The sequence below is a fragment of the Alicyclobacillus sp. ALC3 genome, from assembly GCF_028751195.1.
Taxonomy (GTDB): Bacteria; Bacillota; Bacilli; order Alicyclobacillales; family Alicyclobacillaceae; genus Alicyclobacillus_L.
The window spans coordinates 2825336-2842208 of the sequence record NZ_CP066784.1; the positions used below are offsets into that span (position 1 = coordinate 2825336).

Annotated in this window: 10 protein-coding genes; 7 read left to right on the forward strand and 3 right to left on the reverse strand. The window is 58.8% G+C overall.

Annotated elements, in window-relative coordinates; translation table 11 throughout:
• Positions 1-135: 135 nt before the first annotated feature.
• The 6 genes from JC200_RS13095 to JC200_RS13120 all read left to right on the forward strand — a co-directional run bounded on the left by JC200_RS13095 (position 136) and on the right by JC200_RS13120 (position 10187).
• A complete protein-coding gene (locus JC200_RS13095; RefSeq protein ID WP_274432145.1) occupies positions 136-1050 on the forward strand; it encodes a proline dehydrogenase in 915 nt (304 codons plus the stop codon).
• A gap of 1110 nt (positions 1051-2160) precedes the next feature.
• A complete protein-coding gene (locus JC200_RS13100) occupies positions 2161-3240 on the forward strand; it encodes an EamA family transporter (RefSeq protein WP_274432146.1) in 1080 nt (359 codons plus the stop codon).
• Between the two features lie 524 nt (positions 3241-3764).
• The gene (locus JC200_RS13105; RefSeq protein ID WP_274432147.1) at positions 3765-4175 is read left to right on the forward strand and encodes a GNAT family N-acetyltransferase; all 411 of its coding nucleotides are present in this window, start codon (positions 3765-3767) and stop codon (positions 4173-4175) included.
• Positions 4176-4559: 384 nt separating this feature from the next.
• A complete protein-coding gene (locus tag JC200_RS13110) occupies positions 4560-6290 on the forward strand; it encodes an MFS transporter (RefSeq protein ID WP_274432148.1) in 1731 nt (576 codons plus the stop codon).
• A 1243-nt stretch (positions 6291-7533) separates the two neighbouring features.
• Positions 7534-9015, forward strand: a complete 1482-nt coding sequence (locus JC200_RS13115) for a DHHA1 domain-containing protein (RefSeq protein ID WP_274432149.1) — start codon at positions 7534-7536, stop codon at positions 9013-9015.
• Positions 9016-9167: 152 nt separating this feature from the next.
• Positions 9168-10187 (forward strand): helix-turn-helix transcriptional regulator, encoded by a 1020-nt coding sequence (locus JC200_RS13120; protein ID WP_274432150.1) that lies wholly within the window; start codon positions 9168-9170, stop codon positions 10185-10187.
• 48 nt (positions 10188-10235) lie between these two features.
• On the opposite strand, the gene JC200_RS13125 is transcribed toward JC200_RS13120, so the two are convergent.
• Complete coding sequence (locus JC200_RS13125; protein WP_274432151.1) at positions 10236-11780, reverse strand: glycosyltransferase family 10 domain-containing protein; 1545 nt, start codon at positions 11778-11780, stop codon at positions 10236-10238.
• A gap of 330 nt (positions 11781-12110) precedes the next feature.
• Between JC200_RS13125 and JC200_RS13130 the strand changes: the two genes are divergently transcribed.
• Positions 12111-12890 carry a 3'(2'),5'-bisphosphate nucleotidase CysQ gene (locus JC200_RS13130; RefSeq protein WP_274432152.1) on the forward strand — a complete coding sequence of 260 codons (780 nt, stop codon included), beginning with the start codon at positions 12111-12113 and terminating at the stop codon, positions 12888-12890.
• A gap of 222 nt (positions 12891-13112) precedes the next feature.
• Here the strand turns inward: JC200_RS13130 and tnpC are convergent, their stop codons facing one another.
• Both tnpC and JC200_RS13140 read right to left on the reverse strand, forming a co-directional pair.
• Positions 13113-14591, reverse strand: a complete 1479-nt coding sequence (gene tnpC, locus JC200_RS13135; RefSeq protein ID WP_274432014.1) for an IS66 family transposase — start codon at positions 14589-14591, stop codon at positions 13113-13115.
• Positions 14581-15444 carry a Druantia anti-phage system protein DruA gene (locus JC200_RS13140; protein ID WP_274432013.1) on the reverse strand — a complete coding sequence of 288 codons (864 nt, stop codon included), beginning with the start codon at positions 15442-15444 and terminating at the stop codon, positions 14581-14583. The genes tnpC and JC200_RS13140 overlap by 11 nt, the downstream gene beginning before the upstream one ends.
• Positions 15445-16873: the final 1429 nt, after the last annotated feature.

A 16873-nucleotide genomic window follows, 5' to 3' on the forward strand; every position in this document is an offset into this window, starting at 1 on the left:
GACGGCCGCGGGTGGCGCCGGCCTGGTGACCTTGCTCCGTCGGCGGCGAGGCGGTTCTCATTTCAACTTCCGAAATCTTGTCCCCGGCCGTTTTGCCAGGCCGGGGGCGAGTGTCTGGATAAGGGAGACTTCATCATGGAAGCTGCGATGCGCTCATTCTTTTTGCATCTTGCGCAGAATCGGACGCTGTCCAATATGGCCAAGCGGTACGGCCTTCGCTACGGCGCGCAGCGCTTTGTCGCTGGCGAGACGATCGAGAGCGCGATCGATACGGTTCGCAAGTTGAACCGGAGTGGTATGGGTGTCACGCTCGACCACCTCGGCGAGTTCGTCGAAGACGAACGGGACGCGCGCGCGTCCACTGACTTTTGCCTGCACACGCTGGAGGCGATTCACGCGGCTAGCGTCAATTCGTCGCTGAGCCTGAAGATGACACAGCTCGGGCTCGACATCCGCAAGGACCTCTGTCGCGATCACATGATCGAGATTTTGGACTACGCCTCCGCCCGCGACATCTGGGTCAACATTGACATGGAAGACTTCGGTCACTGCCAAGTCACGCTCGATTTGTTCCGGGACTTCGCGGCTTCATACGACAAGGTGCAGACGGTGATTCAGGCGTACCTGTACCGCAGCGAGAAGGACGTGGAGGAGCTCGCGCAGATGGGGGCAAGCATTCGCATCGTCAAAGGCGCCTACAAGGAGCCGGCGACGGTGGCCTACCCGGAGAAGTCGGACGTGGACGCCAACTACAAGCGCCTGCTCGACATCCACTTGCCGAGTCCTGGGCTGACCTCCATCGCGACGCACGACGAGCACATGATTGATCACGCGAAGCGGGTCATCGCTGAGCACGGGCTGTCGCCGGACAAGTATGAGTTCCAGATGCTATACGGCATTCGTAGCGACCTGCAGGAGCAACTGGCCCGCGAAGGCTACCCGGTACGCATCTACGTCCCCTACGGCGACGACTGGTACGGCTACTTCATGCGCCGCCTCGCCGAGCGCCCGGCCAACGTCGGGTTCGTCGTGCGCGGCATGTTCCACTGAGGAGTTTGTTGGCCGCCGGGTAGGGCGCGGCTGGTGGTGCGCGGCAGGGTGCGCGGCAGGGTGCGCGGCGTGCGGGGCCAGGGTCGGGGTAGGGCGCGGCTCGGCTGGTGGTGAGCGGGCAGAGTCGGGGTAGGGCGCGGCAGGTGGTGCGCGGCGATAGCGGCAGATAATGGCTTATTCGCCTCTCAGCCGTGGAAATAGTGACAATTAGGATGCCCCAAACCGCTTATCGACGGTTTGGGGCCTTGATTTAGGTGATCACGGCCGTGTTAAGCGGACGTGAACCGCCTATTCGCCTCGAAAAACCCCCAAAAAGGCTGTATAAGCGGTTCTGTGCCGTAATGTGGCGGCCCTGGATAGGCGGCCCCGTAGCGAGGGGGGGCCGAGGCTAGGGCGGGGGGCAAAGCCCGTGAGCCGAGAGCCGTGAGCGACGGGGTGGGCGGACCCGACCGCGGTTCATTGGATGATCAGCGGGATGAAGCAGCGTTCTGAGTTGATTAGCGACGCTGGCGTCGCTATCCTTTCATCTCTGGGTCGAACTGGCCCCTGTGAAGTGCAATAACGTCGCTGCAGCGCTCCATGACCGCGATTTGTGACATATTCGCCCTGATCCCGGCCGTTTCGCACAGGGCATCAGTCAATTTGCGACCCTGGCGTCGCAATCCGCTCGTCTGTGGCCCTTACGCTCCGCCCCTCTACTCCGCATTGCCTCATCCCGAGATATCGCGTTGTACCCCTTCTTCGCCCACTGGAAATGCCGTATGATGAGGGCGTATCCGGCACTCCGCGCACCCCGTAGTCGTCCCGGCACGCATCATCCTAGCCTTGAGCCGACCGCGCCGACCGCGCCGACCGAGCCGACCGCGCCGACCGCGCCGACCGCGCCGACCGCGCCGACCGTGCCGACCGTGCCGACCGTGCGTCGTGCGTCGTGCGTCGTGCGTCGTGCGTCGTGCGTCGTGCGTCGTGCGTCGTGCGTCGTGCGTCGTGCGTCGTGCGTCGTGCGTCGTGCGTCGTGCGTCGTGCGTCGTGCGTCGTGCGTCGTGCGTCGTGCGTCGTGCGGCCGCGACCCGGTCAGAGTGCAGAGTACCCCCCAAAGGAGCAGATAGTTTGCGATCGTACCCATTGTCCGTGCTGATGATGCTTATCGCTGGCGGCAGTTACGGCGTTACGGCAACCCTCATCGACCTGTCCTACCGGGGCGGCTTTCCGCAGAGCACGCTAATGCCGGCGATGTACGGGTGCGCTGTGTTGATCACGGTCGTGATCTACCTGGTCAGGCGCAAACGTGAGCCGCTCCCGAGCCGGCGCGACCTCTGGCTTCTCGCCGGGACCGGTGCGGCCAGCGCTGTGGCGTCGTTTTCGTACTTCTACGCGCTGCGGCTGATGCCGGCGTCCGTCATGATCGTGCTTCTGTTCCAGTTCACGTGGATGGTGATGCTGATTGACGCGATCATCAGCCGGAAAGTTCCGTCGCCGTCGCAGTGGCTCGGCATGGCGGTGATCGTCGCCGGGACGTTTCTGTCGGTCGGCCGGCTGGGCCCGCATGGTACGCAAGGCACCTCGGGGGCGCACGGCCTGCACATGACTGTTGTGGGCATCGGCGTCGGGTTGCTCGCGGCTATCTGCTATGCCATCGCGCTGGTCCTGCCGCAGCACGTCCAGAACAACTCGAGCCCGGCCCTGCGCACCGCGACATCGACGATCGTCTCAGCCGCCGTCATCACTGTCGCATTTCCGCACTATGGCGCGACCCTGCACAGCATCGTGCACGGCCTGTGGTTGTGGGCGCTCGTGATCGCACTCGTGGGCCAAGTCATTCCAACTCTGTTGATGCTGATCGCGATCCCGGTGATTGGCGGCCGTCTCGCCGGCGTCCTCGGTGCGATCGAGCTCCCGGTCACGGTGCTTGTAGCCTTTCTCGTGCTCGGTGAGCACGTGTCGGCTCTCAGTTGGCTTGGCGTGGCGCTCATCTTGGTCGGCATCGTAGCGAGTGAAGGGGTCGGTGTCGGGCGGTATTTGCGTGAGCGTCGCCGCGGTCGGCGAACCGCGCGGCCGCACAGCGGCGGCCAGAACCACGGCGAGCTGAACCACAGCGAGCTGAATGGATGCAGCCAGGGTGGGCGGAGTCACGGCGAGCGGAGCCAAGGTGGTCAGCAGCCGGACACTGCAACCGACGTGGCGGAATGAAGCTGTTTGTGCGAAGTGGCGTGCTGTGGGTCGGGGTGGCCGTGATCGACTGAAAAGCGAAACGTCAGCGACGCGTGCGTCGCTGATTCACGACAAACCGGCTCAACATGTCAGGTGTCATATATTATCATTCAAATAATTCGGCTAATTTAGTACAATGCAATGATTAAAGACAGCGCGGTTATTGTGTGGCTGCGAGAGCGCGGGAGAGCGTTACAAGCGTGATGTGGGTTGGTGCTAGGAGGCAGACCGTGCCAGGAGGCAGACAACCGTGTTAGGATGCAGACCGTGCTAGGATGCAGTTAGGCGCGGCTGAACGAGGACAATCAAAGGTGAGCGACGCGAGCGTCGCTAATCGACTGTCTGACCCCGAATTCGCGACTCCTCTCGTATTGTGCCCTCCGGCGCGTCGTGCGGTTGATTAGGCCATGGCGATGGCGATGGCGCCCGGCCGCGACACTCGGGAGCCGTTCGAGATCCAGCGGCGATGGCATGGCGATACGATAGAACAGGAGGAGCGATCCTTGGACTTTGAAACGATCGACCGGCTGAACGAGAGGCAGGTTGTCGAGCTGTACGAGATGTATCAAATGGAGTGGTGGACGCGCGGCAGAAGGCTGGACGACGTCCAGGCAGCGGTTGCCAACTCGGACGTGATCGTCGCGATCATGAAAATCGAAACTGAGGAACTCGTCGCGTTCTCACGCGTGCTGACCGACTACGTGTACAAGGCAATTATCTTTGACGTGATCGTGAAAGCGCCCTACCGCGGCGAGCGCCTTGGGCGTCGAATCATGGATACAATTACCGCCTATCCGTCCCTCCGCAAGGTAAAGCACTTCGAGCTTTACTGCCGACCCGAAATGGTGCCGTTCTATCAGAAGTGGGGGTTCACAAGTGATCTCGGTGAACTCGAGTTCATCAGGCGCGGCTGACAAGATACGGCGGACAGGATGCTTCTGACGTGGCACGTGGCACGCGGCTGACAAGATGCGGCTGACGTGCCTGACGAGATGCGGCTGACAAGATGCGGCTGACAAGATGCGGCTGACGTGGCGCTCGGCGGGCCAGCAGCGCTCGGCTTCAGTCCGTTACTCGGCGGGTCGCTTCGTAAAATAGACTGTGCAGCACGTAACGGCATTATCCATAACCCAGGTCGGTCCAGCGGGATCGGCCTATTTTACGTCCCGAAAAAATTGAAAACGCATACGTCGAAAGCACACGTTGACGTAACCTTTGGTTTTGTATTATGATCTTCTCTTGTGGGCCAGCCACTTTTATTACTAAAGACACTAACTTTACGGAAGGGTGCGGCGATTGTGACACTCAACTTAGCTCAGACGCGCGGCGCGCGTTACAAATGGGTCGCTCTATCGAATACAACGCTCGGCGTGCTGATGGCGTCGCTAAACGCCAGCATTCTGATTATTTCGCTGCCCGTCATTTTCACTGGGCTGAAAGTTAACCCGCTTGCGAGTAACCAAACGGGCTTGCTGTTGTGGGTGCTCCTCGGATTTAACGTCGCGACGACGGTATTCCTCGTGACGTTCGGCCGATTATCCGATATCTTCGGGCGTGTGAAACTCTACAACCTAGGCTTCCTTGTCTTTACCTTCGGTTCCATCCTGTGCTCAATCACGTGGAGTAAAGGCACGGCTGGCGAGGTTGAGTTGATTATCTTCCGACTCGTTCAAGGTGTCGGCGGCGCATTCCTATTCGCCAACAGCGCCGCAATCTTAACGGATGCATTCCCGGCCAACCAGCGTGGCTTGGCACTGGGGCTGAACCAGATTTCCGCTGTTGGCGGCGGCGTCATCGGCCTTGTGGTCGGCGGGCTGCTCGCGGCGACGGGGGACTGGCGCTGGATCTTCCTCGTTAACGTCCCGATTGGCATCATCGGCACCATCTGGGCCTACATCGGCCTGCACGAGATCGACCGCGAACACACGTCGCCGAAGCTGGACATGCTCGGCAACCTTACACTCGGCCTTGGTGTGCTTGGGCTGATGATTGGTTTGACCTACGGGATCATGCCGTACGGACATCACGCAATGGGCTGGAGTAATCCGTTTGTCATCACATCGCTTATCGTCGGCGTTCTCATGCTCATCGCGTTCATCGTCGTGGAGAACGTCGTCTCTGAGCCGCTGTTCCACATGGACCTGTTTTTGATCCCGGCGTTTGCCCTCGGCAACTTCGCCAACTTCCTCTCGGCGCTCGCCCGTGGCGGACTGCAGTTTATGCTCATCATCTGGCTGCAAGGCATTTGGCTGCCGCTGCACGGTGTGAGTTTCGCCAACACGCCGCTGCAGGCTGGTATTGACACACTGCCGCAGATGGTGGGGTTTTTGGCCGCAGGGCCGCTCAGTGGTTGGCTGTCCGACCGTTTTGGCGCCCGCGCCTTCGCAACCGTTGGCATGGCGCTGTCCGCGATTGGCTTCTACTTGCTGAACACGCTGCCGGTTGACTTCCACTATCCGCTATTTGCGGTGTACCTGGTCATCGTCGGAATGGGCATGGGCCTCTTCTCATCGCCGAACAGTGCAGAAATCATGAACTCCATACCGGTCAAGTACCGCGGCGTCGGCTCGGGCATGCGCGCGACGTTTATGAACGCGGGCCAGATGATGAGCATGGGCGTGTTTTTCTCCATCGTGATTGCGGGCTTGGCAAGTCGTTTGCCGCACGCGGTGACGGTGGGTCTAACAGCTCAAGGGTTGCCCGTTAAGGTTGTGCACGGTGTCGCATCGCTGCCACCGACAGCTTCGTTGTTCGCGGCACTCCTTGGCTACAACCCGCTCGCATCGATGCTGCCAAAGCAACTGCTTGCGGTGCTGCCGAAGCACACCGTCGCGACGGTGACCGGCCACTCGTTCTTCCCGAGCCTCATCGGACCGTCGTTCATGCACGGCCTGAGCCTCGCGTTTATGATCTCGGTTGGCCTCTCACTGGCAGCAGCACTCGCATCCTTCCTGATTCGCAACAAGGCGGCGGTTGACGCTGTGCCTGTCGTGGTGAATAACGACGTGGCGGAGGAGATTCCGTCGTAAGGCGTGCGGTGTGCGGAGGCGGTGCGGAGGCGCGGGGGCGTCGGCTTGCGGCTTGCGGGCAGACTACCCCGCGACATGGCGCTCGCGGCACATGGGGGCGCGGACCACTGTGTAGGCTAGGTGCCGCGTGTAGGCGGTGCGGCGTGATGTGAGTGCCACCGCGGACGCGTTGCGGTGTTGGTGCGCTCCAGTGCGTGACGTGGCGCTCGCGGACGCGGTGGCAAACTGAAGAGTAGGTGGCGAGGGCTGCCCCGGACGGCACGGTCTTGATGCGTGCCCCGTGGGGCGGGCCTTCGTTTGCGCGTGGCATCGAACATGAGGTTGCTGAGGGGCTTGTCCGTGCTCGGCTTGGGGTTGTCCGTGCTCGGCTTGACCGCCATCGCTATGCGCAAAAAGTCTCTTATTTGCGTCTTGTTTACATAACTAGACCTTCTAATGCTCAAAAAGTTCGCAACACCTCCCAAATGCCTCGATTTCAGCCCTTTTTGGATCTCGAACGTACTATTTGCTCGCTAACCTACCCGCTTTTGCCCTCTATTCCCACATAGCGCGCTATTTGTACCCATGGCCGCGGCTGTGCTCACATTACCTACCGCGGAGGTCCGAAACCATCGCGGTGCCTCATCCCCGTGTGTGTTTTACCGTGCTCGGCTTGACCGCCATCGGCAATTCCGCCATCGCTATGCGCAAAAAGTCTCTTATTTGAGTCTTGTTTACATAACAAGGCCTTCTAATGATCAAAAAGTTCGCAACACCTCCCAAATGCCTCGATTTCGGCCCTTTTTGGATCTCGAACGTACTATTTGCTCGCTCACCTCACCGCTTTTGCCCTCTATTCCCACATAGCGCACTATTTGCACCCATGGCTGCGGCTGTGCTCACATTACCTACCGCGGTGGTTCGAAACCATCGCGGTGCCGCATCCGCATGTGTGTTATTACCGGGGTCCCGAACTCAGGCTCCCTCGCTTCTGCAACGCGAGTGTAGTACTTGATTGGTGTATGCCCCGACGGGGCATACCGATGGAACTTGGTCCTTTGAACTTGCCCTTCCTTCGCCGCGGATGTGGTACTCTGCAACGAGAAGCGACAGATGGGAGCGACGAGTTCGTTGCGTGTTGGTCCGAACGGGACGGGGAGCAACGCCACTGCATGAACTCGTGTCAATATGACGTCCTGCGTAGGACTCTGTGCCAAAATCTGTCGAATACGAGGGCAGAGATCAGATGAATTAGGAGGATCACATGGGACTGCAGGCCGAACGCCTTTACTACACCAACAGCTACCTACGCGAGTTCTCGTCAGTTGTCGAAGAGTGCCAAGAACGGGACGGCGAAACTTGGGTTCGCCTGCGCGAATCAGCCTTTTACCCCACGTCAGGTGGGCAACCGTTCGATACGGGATATCTCCAAGTGAGCGGGGGCCGCAGTAACGATTCAGCAGGCGATCACGGTGGTACAGCGCGAGCCGCCCAAGCCGATCCCGACCCACAGGCGCAGGCCACGCCTGGCGACGGTGATGCGATGGACGTCATCAACGTGATCGCGGTGGAAGTCGAAAACGGGCACGTCTGGCACCACATCACGACTCAGCGGCCGCCAGCTCGACAGGATCCGGTCGCCCAGGTCGCGGGCCTGGCTGATGGCCATCAAAATTTGGTCGCGGGCCCAGCTGCCGCGCAAGCCGCCGCCCAGCAGACCCAGGCTGTCGAAGCGCAGACCGCGGACTGCCCCTTGAAGGTGGGCCAAGCCGTGATCGGCTACATCGACTGGGCGCGCCGCTTCGACTTCATGCAGCAACACAGCGGTCAGCACATCCTGTCGGCGTGCTTCGAGCAGATGCAGGGCGCCAACACGACCAGTTTTCACATGGGCGACACCTACTGCAGCATCGACCTCGACGTCGTCTCACTGTCGGAGGAGAAGCTGCGGGACGTGATGTGGGAGGCGAATCGCTGGATCTGGCGTGATGTCCCAATCCGAGCCCGCTTCGTCTCGCAAGCGGAGTTGGCGCAGATGCAGCTGCGCAAGGCGCCGAGCGTGACGGAAGACATCCGGATTGTCACAATTGAAGGCCTCGAGGACAACGCCTGCGGCGGCACGCACCCGTCTTCGAGTGGGCAGGTCGGGCAGATTCTCGTCACCAAGACCGAGCGCATGCGCGGCGGCGTCCGCGTGACGTTCGCCTGCGGTGAGCGGGCGTTGTCGGCGGGGAAGGAAGCAGTCCATCTCGTTCGTCACATTGCGACCGATCTGTCCGTTGGGCCCGCTGACCTGGCCGGGGCGATGGAGTCTCTGCAGAACCAGGTGAAAGAAGGCAACCGTAGGTACGAAGAGATGCGTAGCCGGTACGCCAGCTTGCTCGCCCGTGACTTCGCCGCGAACCAGACGAAAGTGATTCACGGGACGCATGTTCTGGTCGCTGTTCTGCCCATTCTCGACGACGTGCAGGACGTGAAGCGTATGGCCCTAGCGTCCGCCGAGTGGCTTTCGACGGGGCATCCGGGCGCACCGCAACTAGTCGTCTTCGTTGGCGAGAGCGGCGGCCGGACGCACGTGGTTGCGCAGGCGACGGACGGCGCAATCTCAAGTGCGGACTCGGTCATCAAAGCGGTCTTGCCGGCGCTCGGTGGTAAAGGCGGCGGCAACGCCACAGCGGCGCAAGGCTCGGCGCCGACGTCTGCCAGCGCAGTGTTGGCGGCGATTGAGGCTGCTCTGCCGAGCTGAACGATGGGTCTGCAAAGGAGCTGGTTTCCACTTTATTGCGCTAGTTTTTCGTACGCTGCTTCCCTTATGTGGTATATCATGAATTCATAGCAAATACAGATCAGGGATATGCCGGGGGGCAGCGTTGCGAAACACGAGCCGGGGGTGGGTACGTGGCGACCGACTACAGTCAGGCCCAGCGCCTGATCCAGATGTTACACATGATTCACGCCGAGCCAGGGGAGTACACCATCGAGAAGCTGGCTCATTACTTCAATGTCAGCCAGCGGACGATTATCCGAGATGTCAATGACCTACGTGATCTCGATTGTCGAATTGAGACGAAAGAAGGCACCGGCGGCTACCAAGTCTTCTATGACCCGCTTCGCCTGCCGATGCGGCTGACCGAAGAAGAGAGGGCCGCCATCGACCTGATGCCGGAGCTCGCCGCTTCGCGCAGCACGGAGCCCGGCTTCGGTGAGGTGCTAGCCGCGTATCACACCGCGATTGCGAAGGTGTACGACAAACTTGGATTCAGCAGCGGCGAGGGGAACCGGCGGGATCGGCTGACAGAGCGCATCCTGCTTAGCCCACGCGACGAGGACGGCAACCACGACGGCAGTATCATCGAGCTGTTCGACGCTGTTCAGCGGCAGTCGACAGTGGACATGATGTACTACACCGCGAGCACTGACAAATGGACGCAGCGCATGTTTGACCCCTACTACATCCTCCCTCGACACAACAACCTGTACGCCATCGGCTACTGCCACCTTTCGGATTCGTTTCGAACGTTCCGGGTCAGTCGCATGCGCAACGTCCGTTGTCTCGACCGACCGTACATCGAGCACGAGGACTTTATGCTCAAAAAAGTCGTCGAGCAGGCCTTTGGTGTCGACTCCAACGGACAACTCATCACGGCCGTGGTGCGCTTTCCTAAGCGGGTGATTGCGTACGTCAAGGAGGATATCGACAACAAGAACAGCATTCTCGAGGAGACGGAGGCAGGGTCTGACAACGTCCAGTTGAAAATCCGAACACACCTGAATGCGGAGTTCTTGCGCTGGGTGTTCCAGTATGGCTCGGACATCGAGGTCGTGGGACCAGATGAGTTGATCGCCGAGATCCGCAGGAGCGTACAGACCTTGGCACAGCGGTATTTGGGGGCTGGACAGGCCGTGGTCGAGGCATGAAAGCCTAGCTTAGGGTGGTTCTGCGCTTTAGGTTCTGGCTACGATCGCCTATTGTGGCTGTGGCGGCACGAGTGGTGTTGCGGCGATTTCCCTGGCCTGGCTTTCGATCTCGGCAATCCGCCGCAACAGCGCCTCTTTGGCGGGAAGTTGCGGCGGACAGGCGTAGTAAGCGTCCGCGTAGGCCTTCCTGGCTGCGGGCAACAGTCCGGCCAACTGGAGGGACTCCGCGAGCATGGCGAGCAGGTTCCACCGATCCAGCCCGCTCACCTCGGAGAACTGCAAGTGCGGCTGCTGCACGAGTTGTTGCAGCGATTGAATGGCGCCACGCAACATCTGGACTGCTACGGAGACGTCCGCGCGCGCGGACAAATAGGCGGGATCGACCAGATGTGGATAACGTTCAGTCAGAAGAGTGGCGTGAGCGCGCGCGGCCGCGACATCGTTGGCTTCCATGAGAACCTGCGTCAGCAGCAACTCCGCCTCTTGGCGCCAGGGGAGGGCGGGATCGGCTAAGGCAGCTTGCAGGTGCCCGACGGCTTGTGCGTAGCGCTTGGCCTGCTGACTCTCCTTCGCGAGATAGAGGTGTTGTCCGCTCGTCGGGGAGACGAGTGGCCCTGGTTTCGCGGTGGCAAACTCGGCGACAGCGTCCGCGATGCCACGGCTCATCGTCTGCACGAACGAGTCGAGCGAAAACGGTGACCGCTCGGTGGCGCTGCGCTGTAAAAAAGCCTCGATGGCGTCGAGGTAGCCGTTGTACTGTGCATCCGACATCTGGGTGAGGTAGGCGTAGAGTTCTTCGTGCGTGTTGAAGTGACCGCGGTCGATGAAGCACTCGGGCGGAATTGTGTCTGTGACGTGGCTGTCTCCCCAGTACACCGGGACGCACCCTGCGAAGAACGAGTCGAAGATTTTCTCCGTCAGGTACCCAGGCATCCCTTTCGCGTTTTCGTAGCAGATGGAAAACTTGTAGTTGGACAGCACCTGCTTTTTGCCGTGCGCAATTCCTTTGTAGTTTTTGATCCCGACCTTCTCCCACCCTCTCCCGTACAAGTGCAGGTCGTCTGGGTGGTGCGTGTTAAACCACAGCAGGGTATTGACGCGTTCGGAGTACAACTGCTGCGGGTGGGTGAAGTATTTGTGGCCGTTCATCATCACGCACAAACTGGCTCGCTCTTTGCGGCGCAGCATGGGCACGCTGAAGTCGTAACAAAATGAGTTGAATTTGATGTATTTGTGACCGTCTACCATCTGGTCGAACTCGGTGAACACCTTGACGAAAGCGTCGTGATTGCTCATCTGGTGCGACGATGGGTACACGACGGGGGGTTCGTAGTTCCACAGAATCATCGGCTTGTTGTGTTGGCGGGCGTAGGTGTAGACGGGATCGCCGGTTGCGGGCACTTCGTGGAAGACGAAGACGTCAATCTCCTCTGCTTGGAACCGCTGGGCTTGGTCAAACCGCCAGCCGATGGTGTTCCCGTACGCCTGTAGAGCGCGCAGGCCGGCGAATAGGTCCTCGCCAAAGTCGGTGCGATTGGGCTGGAAAAACAGCTTGTTCTCTCCAACCCAGATGCTGTAAAACGCGACGTTCATCCGGTGCGGCCCCTTTCGTTACGGCTTGCGGCAGCAGACTCGCCCGACAAGTTCCGATACACTTCGACAAGCTCATGCGCGCCGGTTCGATAACAATCTACAAGCATCTCAGGCAACATCCTTCTCATGATATATCAACGGAGTGAATGGTGGATACGGCAGAATAGCATTCGCGTGGAGGCGGCGCCGAGCGGCAAAAAGAGCGTTTGCTCTGCTCCATCCGCTCAGTCACGCCGCCCGGCACAACCCGCGCTTGCGCCAACCTGCGAGGTTGAGGCGACCGCTCGCTCGTGCTAGACTGAGGCGGTTGATGAGAGGGTGGGAGAGTAAATGAACATAGATGAAGTGTTTTTACAGTCGACGGCTGCCATTGTACGCGAGGCGGGGGCCATCATTGAGCAGATTGCAGAAGCGGGTTTCGAAACGGAGTATAAGGAGCGGCATGATCCGGTGACGACCGCCGATCACGCAGCGAACGACTACCTCAAGGAGCATCTGCTCGCCTTGTTGCCCGAGGCCGGGTGGCTGTCAGAGGAGACTCGGGACAACGCGGATCGGCTCGACAAGGAGTATGTGTGGATCGTCGACCCGATCGACGGGACGAAGGAGTTTGTCCAGCGCGTGCCACAGTACGCTGTGTCGGTGGCACTGGCGAAGAACGGCGTGGCCATCCTGGGTGTGGTCTACAACCCGGCCAACGGCGAGTGCTTCACGGCGCTCCAAGGCGCGGGGGCCTGGTTGAATGACGAGGTGATGAAGGCGGATCACCCGTCCGAGCAACGCCTCGCGGTGCTCGGTAGCCGCTCGGAGATGAAACGCGGCGAGTTCGAGCCATTTCTGGACGTGATGGACGTGGCGGCAGTCGGGTCAATCGCCTACAAGCTCGCTCTGATTGCCGCCGGCCGGGCAAACGCGACGTTCAGCCTCGGCCCAAAGAATGAGTGGGACATTGCAGCGGGCGTGATTTTGGTCCAGGCCGCCGGCGGCCGCGCCACGGACAAGGCCGGCACTGACTTCACGTTTAATCAGAGAGACACGTTGACAAACGGGATCTTCGCGGCGACCGCTGCGGATTATGACCGGGTGCTGGAGCTCATCAAAGGTCGGTGAGGGCGACGAGCGGTGAGGGCCGAGCGGTGAGAGCGACGTGCGGTGTTGGTATGTTGGCATAATCGGGATCATAACGACCTCAAAGCGCGCTATCACCGCAAAGGTTACATAATACGACCCTTTAGTGCGCTTAAAGGTTACTACTCAGGTACCCCGTCGCAAGGCACCCCAAAAGGGGGTGTTGAGGACACCCCTTGCGACAGACTTTTTGGGCTACTTTTGTCAGGTCCCTGCGAAGACCGGCTGGCCACGAAGGACCGAAACCAGGGAAGGAAGTAGAGGAAGGTTCTGTTTTAACAGGCTAGAGATAAGGCTGCGGAGTACGGAGAAGGTCTTACCGCCCTCCTGTGTACGAAAGAGCCCGGAGACCTTCTGTTTCACCTTGGTCATCCGAATGTCCCGTTCCGCCTGGTTGTTGTCAAAGGGCACGTTCGCATCCCAAAGGAAGCGAAGGATGGACTCCTTGTGCGACTCAAATCGCTGTCCTAAATTAGCGGCTTTGCTTTTGCACTTTCGTCCACGTGGTCCTGTTTTCGTCGGCACAGGATCCAGCGCCCATTCAGTTTTGCCTAGCTCAAGAATGGCATCGTAAGCCGTCTCAATCTCGGCAATGGTTTCATCAGCGAGCGGGAGACCCTTCTCCCGGGCGTCCCTAGTGAGCTTCCAAGCGCCTCGGAGCAATTCCTTCATCTGCTTAGCCCACTGATGTCCATCATTGTCCAGGATACCTTGACATTCGCGCAGGAGGTGAGCATTGCATAGCGCATGCTCAAATGAGTAGATGGGTCGGAAGTAGGCCGAGAGGCAGTCATGAACGACGACGCCCTTAAAGGTGTCCAGTATCCCCATGCCTTCAATCGCGCCGGTACCACGCTGTGGATAAGTGTCCATGAGCGTCCATTCTGGATTGGACACGACATGCAACCAATGTTGTTTGTTGACGATACGTACACCCGTTTCGTCGGTATGGAGCAGCGGCGCATTGCACAAGTTCTCCCGAATGACGGGGATGGCGCTTAACTCCACGGCACCCGCCATGCTCTCTAATTGGCTCAACAGGGTCGCTTCACTGGGCCGTTGTCCAGTTAGGTCGGCATAGAACTGTCCGATTCGGTCTAAAGGGAGCATATGATAGGCATTTAAATATGTGGTCCATGCTGCAAATCCATCCCCATACTGCACTGGAGCTTTGACGCCATCCGGGAAGCTGGCACGTTGCAATGTATTGCAGCAGGGACAGCGCTTTTCCTCGGCTTGGTGCTCTGTCACAACGAGACGAGGTGCGGGCAAGTCGAATACCTGACGTTTCACGAGGCCCTTCGTGGCTACCGTTTCCAACGATGCGGCACAGTTGGGACAGGCGTTAAGCTTGTGGACGATGACCTCATCGGGGGTCTTGCTCATGAGCAGAGTGTGCCCGCTATGCCCTTTGGGGCCGCCTCTCTTACCACCCGGCTGGCGTGAATTCGTTGGTTTACGAAATCCATCACTAGATGGAGGCTTACTGGAATTGCGGCTGTTCTGGTTCACTTGGCTCTCGAGGACCCTTACACGCTCTTTTAACTCGCGGATTTCAGCCGCCTGTTGCTCAACGATAGCTACGAGTCCTCGTACCAAATCAACAACCGCATCAGGTCCCTGTTCATATACTTGCAAAATGCATTCACGTTCCATTGCTTTAAATTCCAGTTCAAATTCCATTCGAAAGTACCTCCCTTGCATTGGGCACCAGGGCATACACATAAACATCCTTGCGTGTAACGCTCAAGGTATGGTGCGTGTCATTGCGGCTTCTCCCTTGCGTCTGGCCGACTTGAATCCAGTTAGCAGCCCGGTAGCACGTGCCACGGAATCGTTGCTGTTCGACAAACGTCTCCAGCAGGTGCACCGGATGACCATACTTGTCCATCCAGTCTCGGCAGATGCGACTGGCGATGCGGCTGAGGAGATGACTAGCCAGATTGGGAACGGTGACCCAAGGGAGGATGAGAAAGCGCATGTTGTTTGTCACAAGGGATAAGGAATTCCGACGAACACCCGGTGTCCAGCGAATCCACGCGTCGCGTGGCGCAACTTTCCAAGCAGCAGACCCAAAGAGCAGGCACGCTAATGGGCGTCCGTACCGGTCGTAGACAAGATACTTCATGTTTTCACCGACCGCGCCGCAGAATCCCAGGTAATGATATGCGGCGAGCAAATGTCGGAACAAAACTGATGATGCGGATGTCTTTACAATCTCGATTCGCAGCGGCAACAGATCTCGCAAGGGACCCGAAACGGGGGTAGTGTCATGGGCAACGGAACGAACGATTCTTGTCGCGTTTCCAACGCCGACGGCGCGAGGGGCTGGAAGTCGAATGTATTTCAGTCGCTCAAGTTTGAGCAACATGGTACGACAGGCCATGTCTTTTAGCTGGCCATTGCCGTTTGTCCAGTTCCAAGTCGCACACAGTTCGCGCGATAACCGAGTGCGATTCCAGTCAGGGTGACAATGGATGAGTTCACGTATCCATGCAATATCTTGTTCGGTAAGGTGGCGTCCTTGTATCTGCATACCACCATTCTACAAACAAAAGACCGCTGAGTCCAGCTATTTCTAGCCTGGACTCAGCGGGTACCTGAGTAGTAACGCTTAAAGTGCGCTATTCATCTCCGGATCCCGGTTTTCACCTAGTTTTATCCAGGATAACGCCGTTTCAGCGCATTATCGACTCCAGAATTGGCCGTCACGCGGTTATAACGCACTCTGAGGACACTAACGTTTCCAGATAACGCGCTCGCGGCGCGTTATGAGGGCGGATGCGGTGTCGGATGCGGAGCGGAGGTGACACCGGGATCGTGGAGATGGCGCTTCGAACTCACGGTGAAGCTATGTTGGCATAATCGGGATCATAACGACCTCAAAGCGCGTTATCACGGTGAAGGTTACATAACACGACCCTTTAGTGCGCTTAAAGTGCGCTATTCATCTCCGGATCCCGGTTTTCGCCTAGTTTTATCCAGAATAACGCCATTTCAGCGCGTTATCGACTCCAGAATTGGCCGTCACGCGGTTATAACGCACTCTGAGGACGCTAACGTTTGCGGATAACGCGCTCGCGGCGCGCTATGGAGGGCGGTCCCGGTGTCGGATGCCGTGTCGGAGTTGACCTCGGGCTGGTGGGGGTGGTGCGTCGACTCACGGTGAAGGTATGTTGGCATAATCGGGATCATAACGACCTCAAAGCGCGCTATCACCGCGAAGGTTACATAATACGACTCTTTAGTGCGCTTAAAGTGCGCTATTCATCTCCGGATCCCGGTTTTCACCTAGTTTTATCCAGGATAACGCCATTTCAGCGCGTTATCGACTCCAGAATTGGCCGTCACGCGGTTATAACGCACTCTGAGGACGCTAACGTTTGCGGATAACGCGCCCGCGGCGCGCTATGGAGGGCGGTCCCGGTGTCGGATGCGGTTTCGGGGGCGCTGGTGGAGGTGACACCGGGCTGGTGGAGATGGTGCGTCGACTCACGGTGAAGGTATGTTGGCATAATCGGGATCATAAGGACCTCAAAGCGCGTTATCACCGCGAAGGTTACATAATACGACCCTTTAGTGCGCTTAAAGTGCGCTATTCATCTCCGGATCCCGGTTTTCACCTAGTTTTATCCAGGATAACGTCATTTTAGCGCATTATCGACTCCAGAATTGGCCGTCACGCGGTTTTAACGCACTCTGAGGACACTAACGTTTGCGGATAACGCGCTCGCGGCGCGTTATGGGGGGCGGGTCCCGGTGTCGGATGCGGTTTCGGGGGCGCTGGTGGAGGTGACACCGGGCTGGTGGGGGTGGTGCGTCGACTCACGGGGAAGGTATGTTGACATAATCGGGATCATAACGACCTCAAAGCGCGCTATCACCGCGAAGGTTACATAATACGACCCTTTAGTGCGCTTAAAGTGCGCTATTCCATCTCCGGATCCCAGTTTTCGCCTATTTTT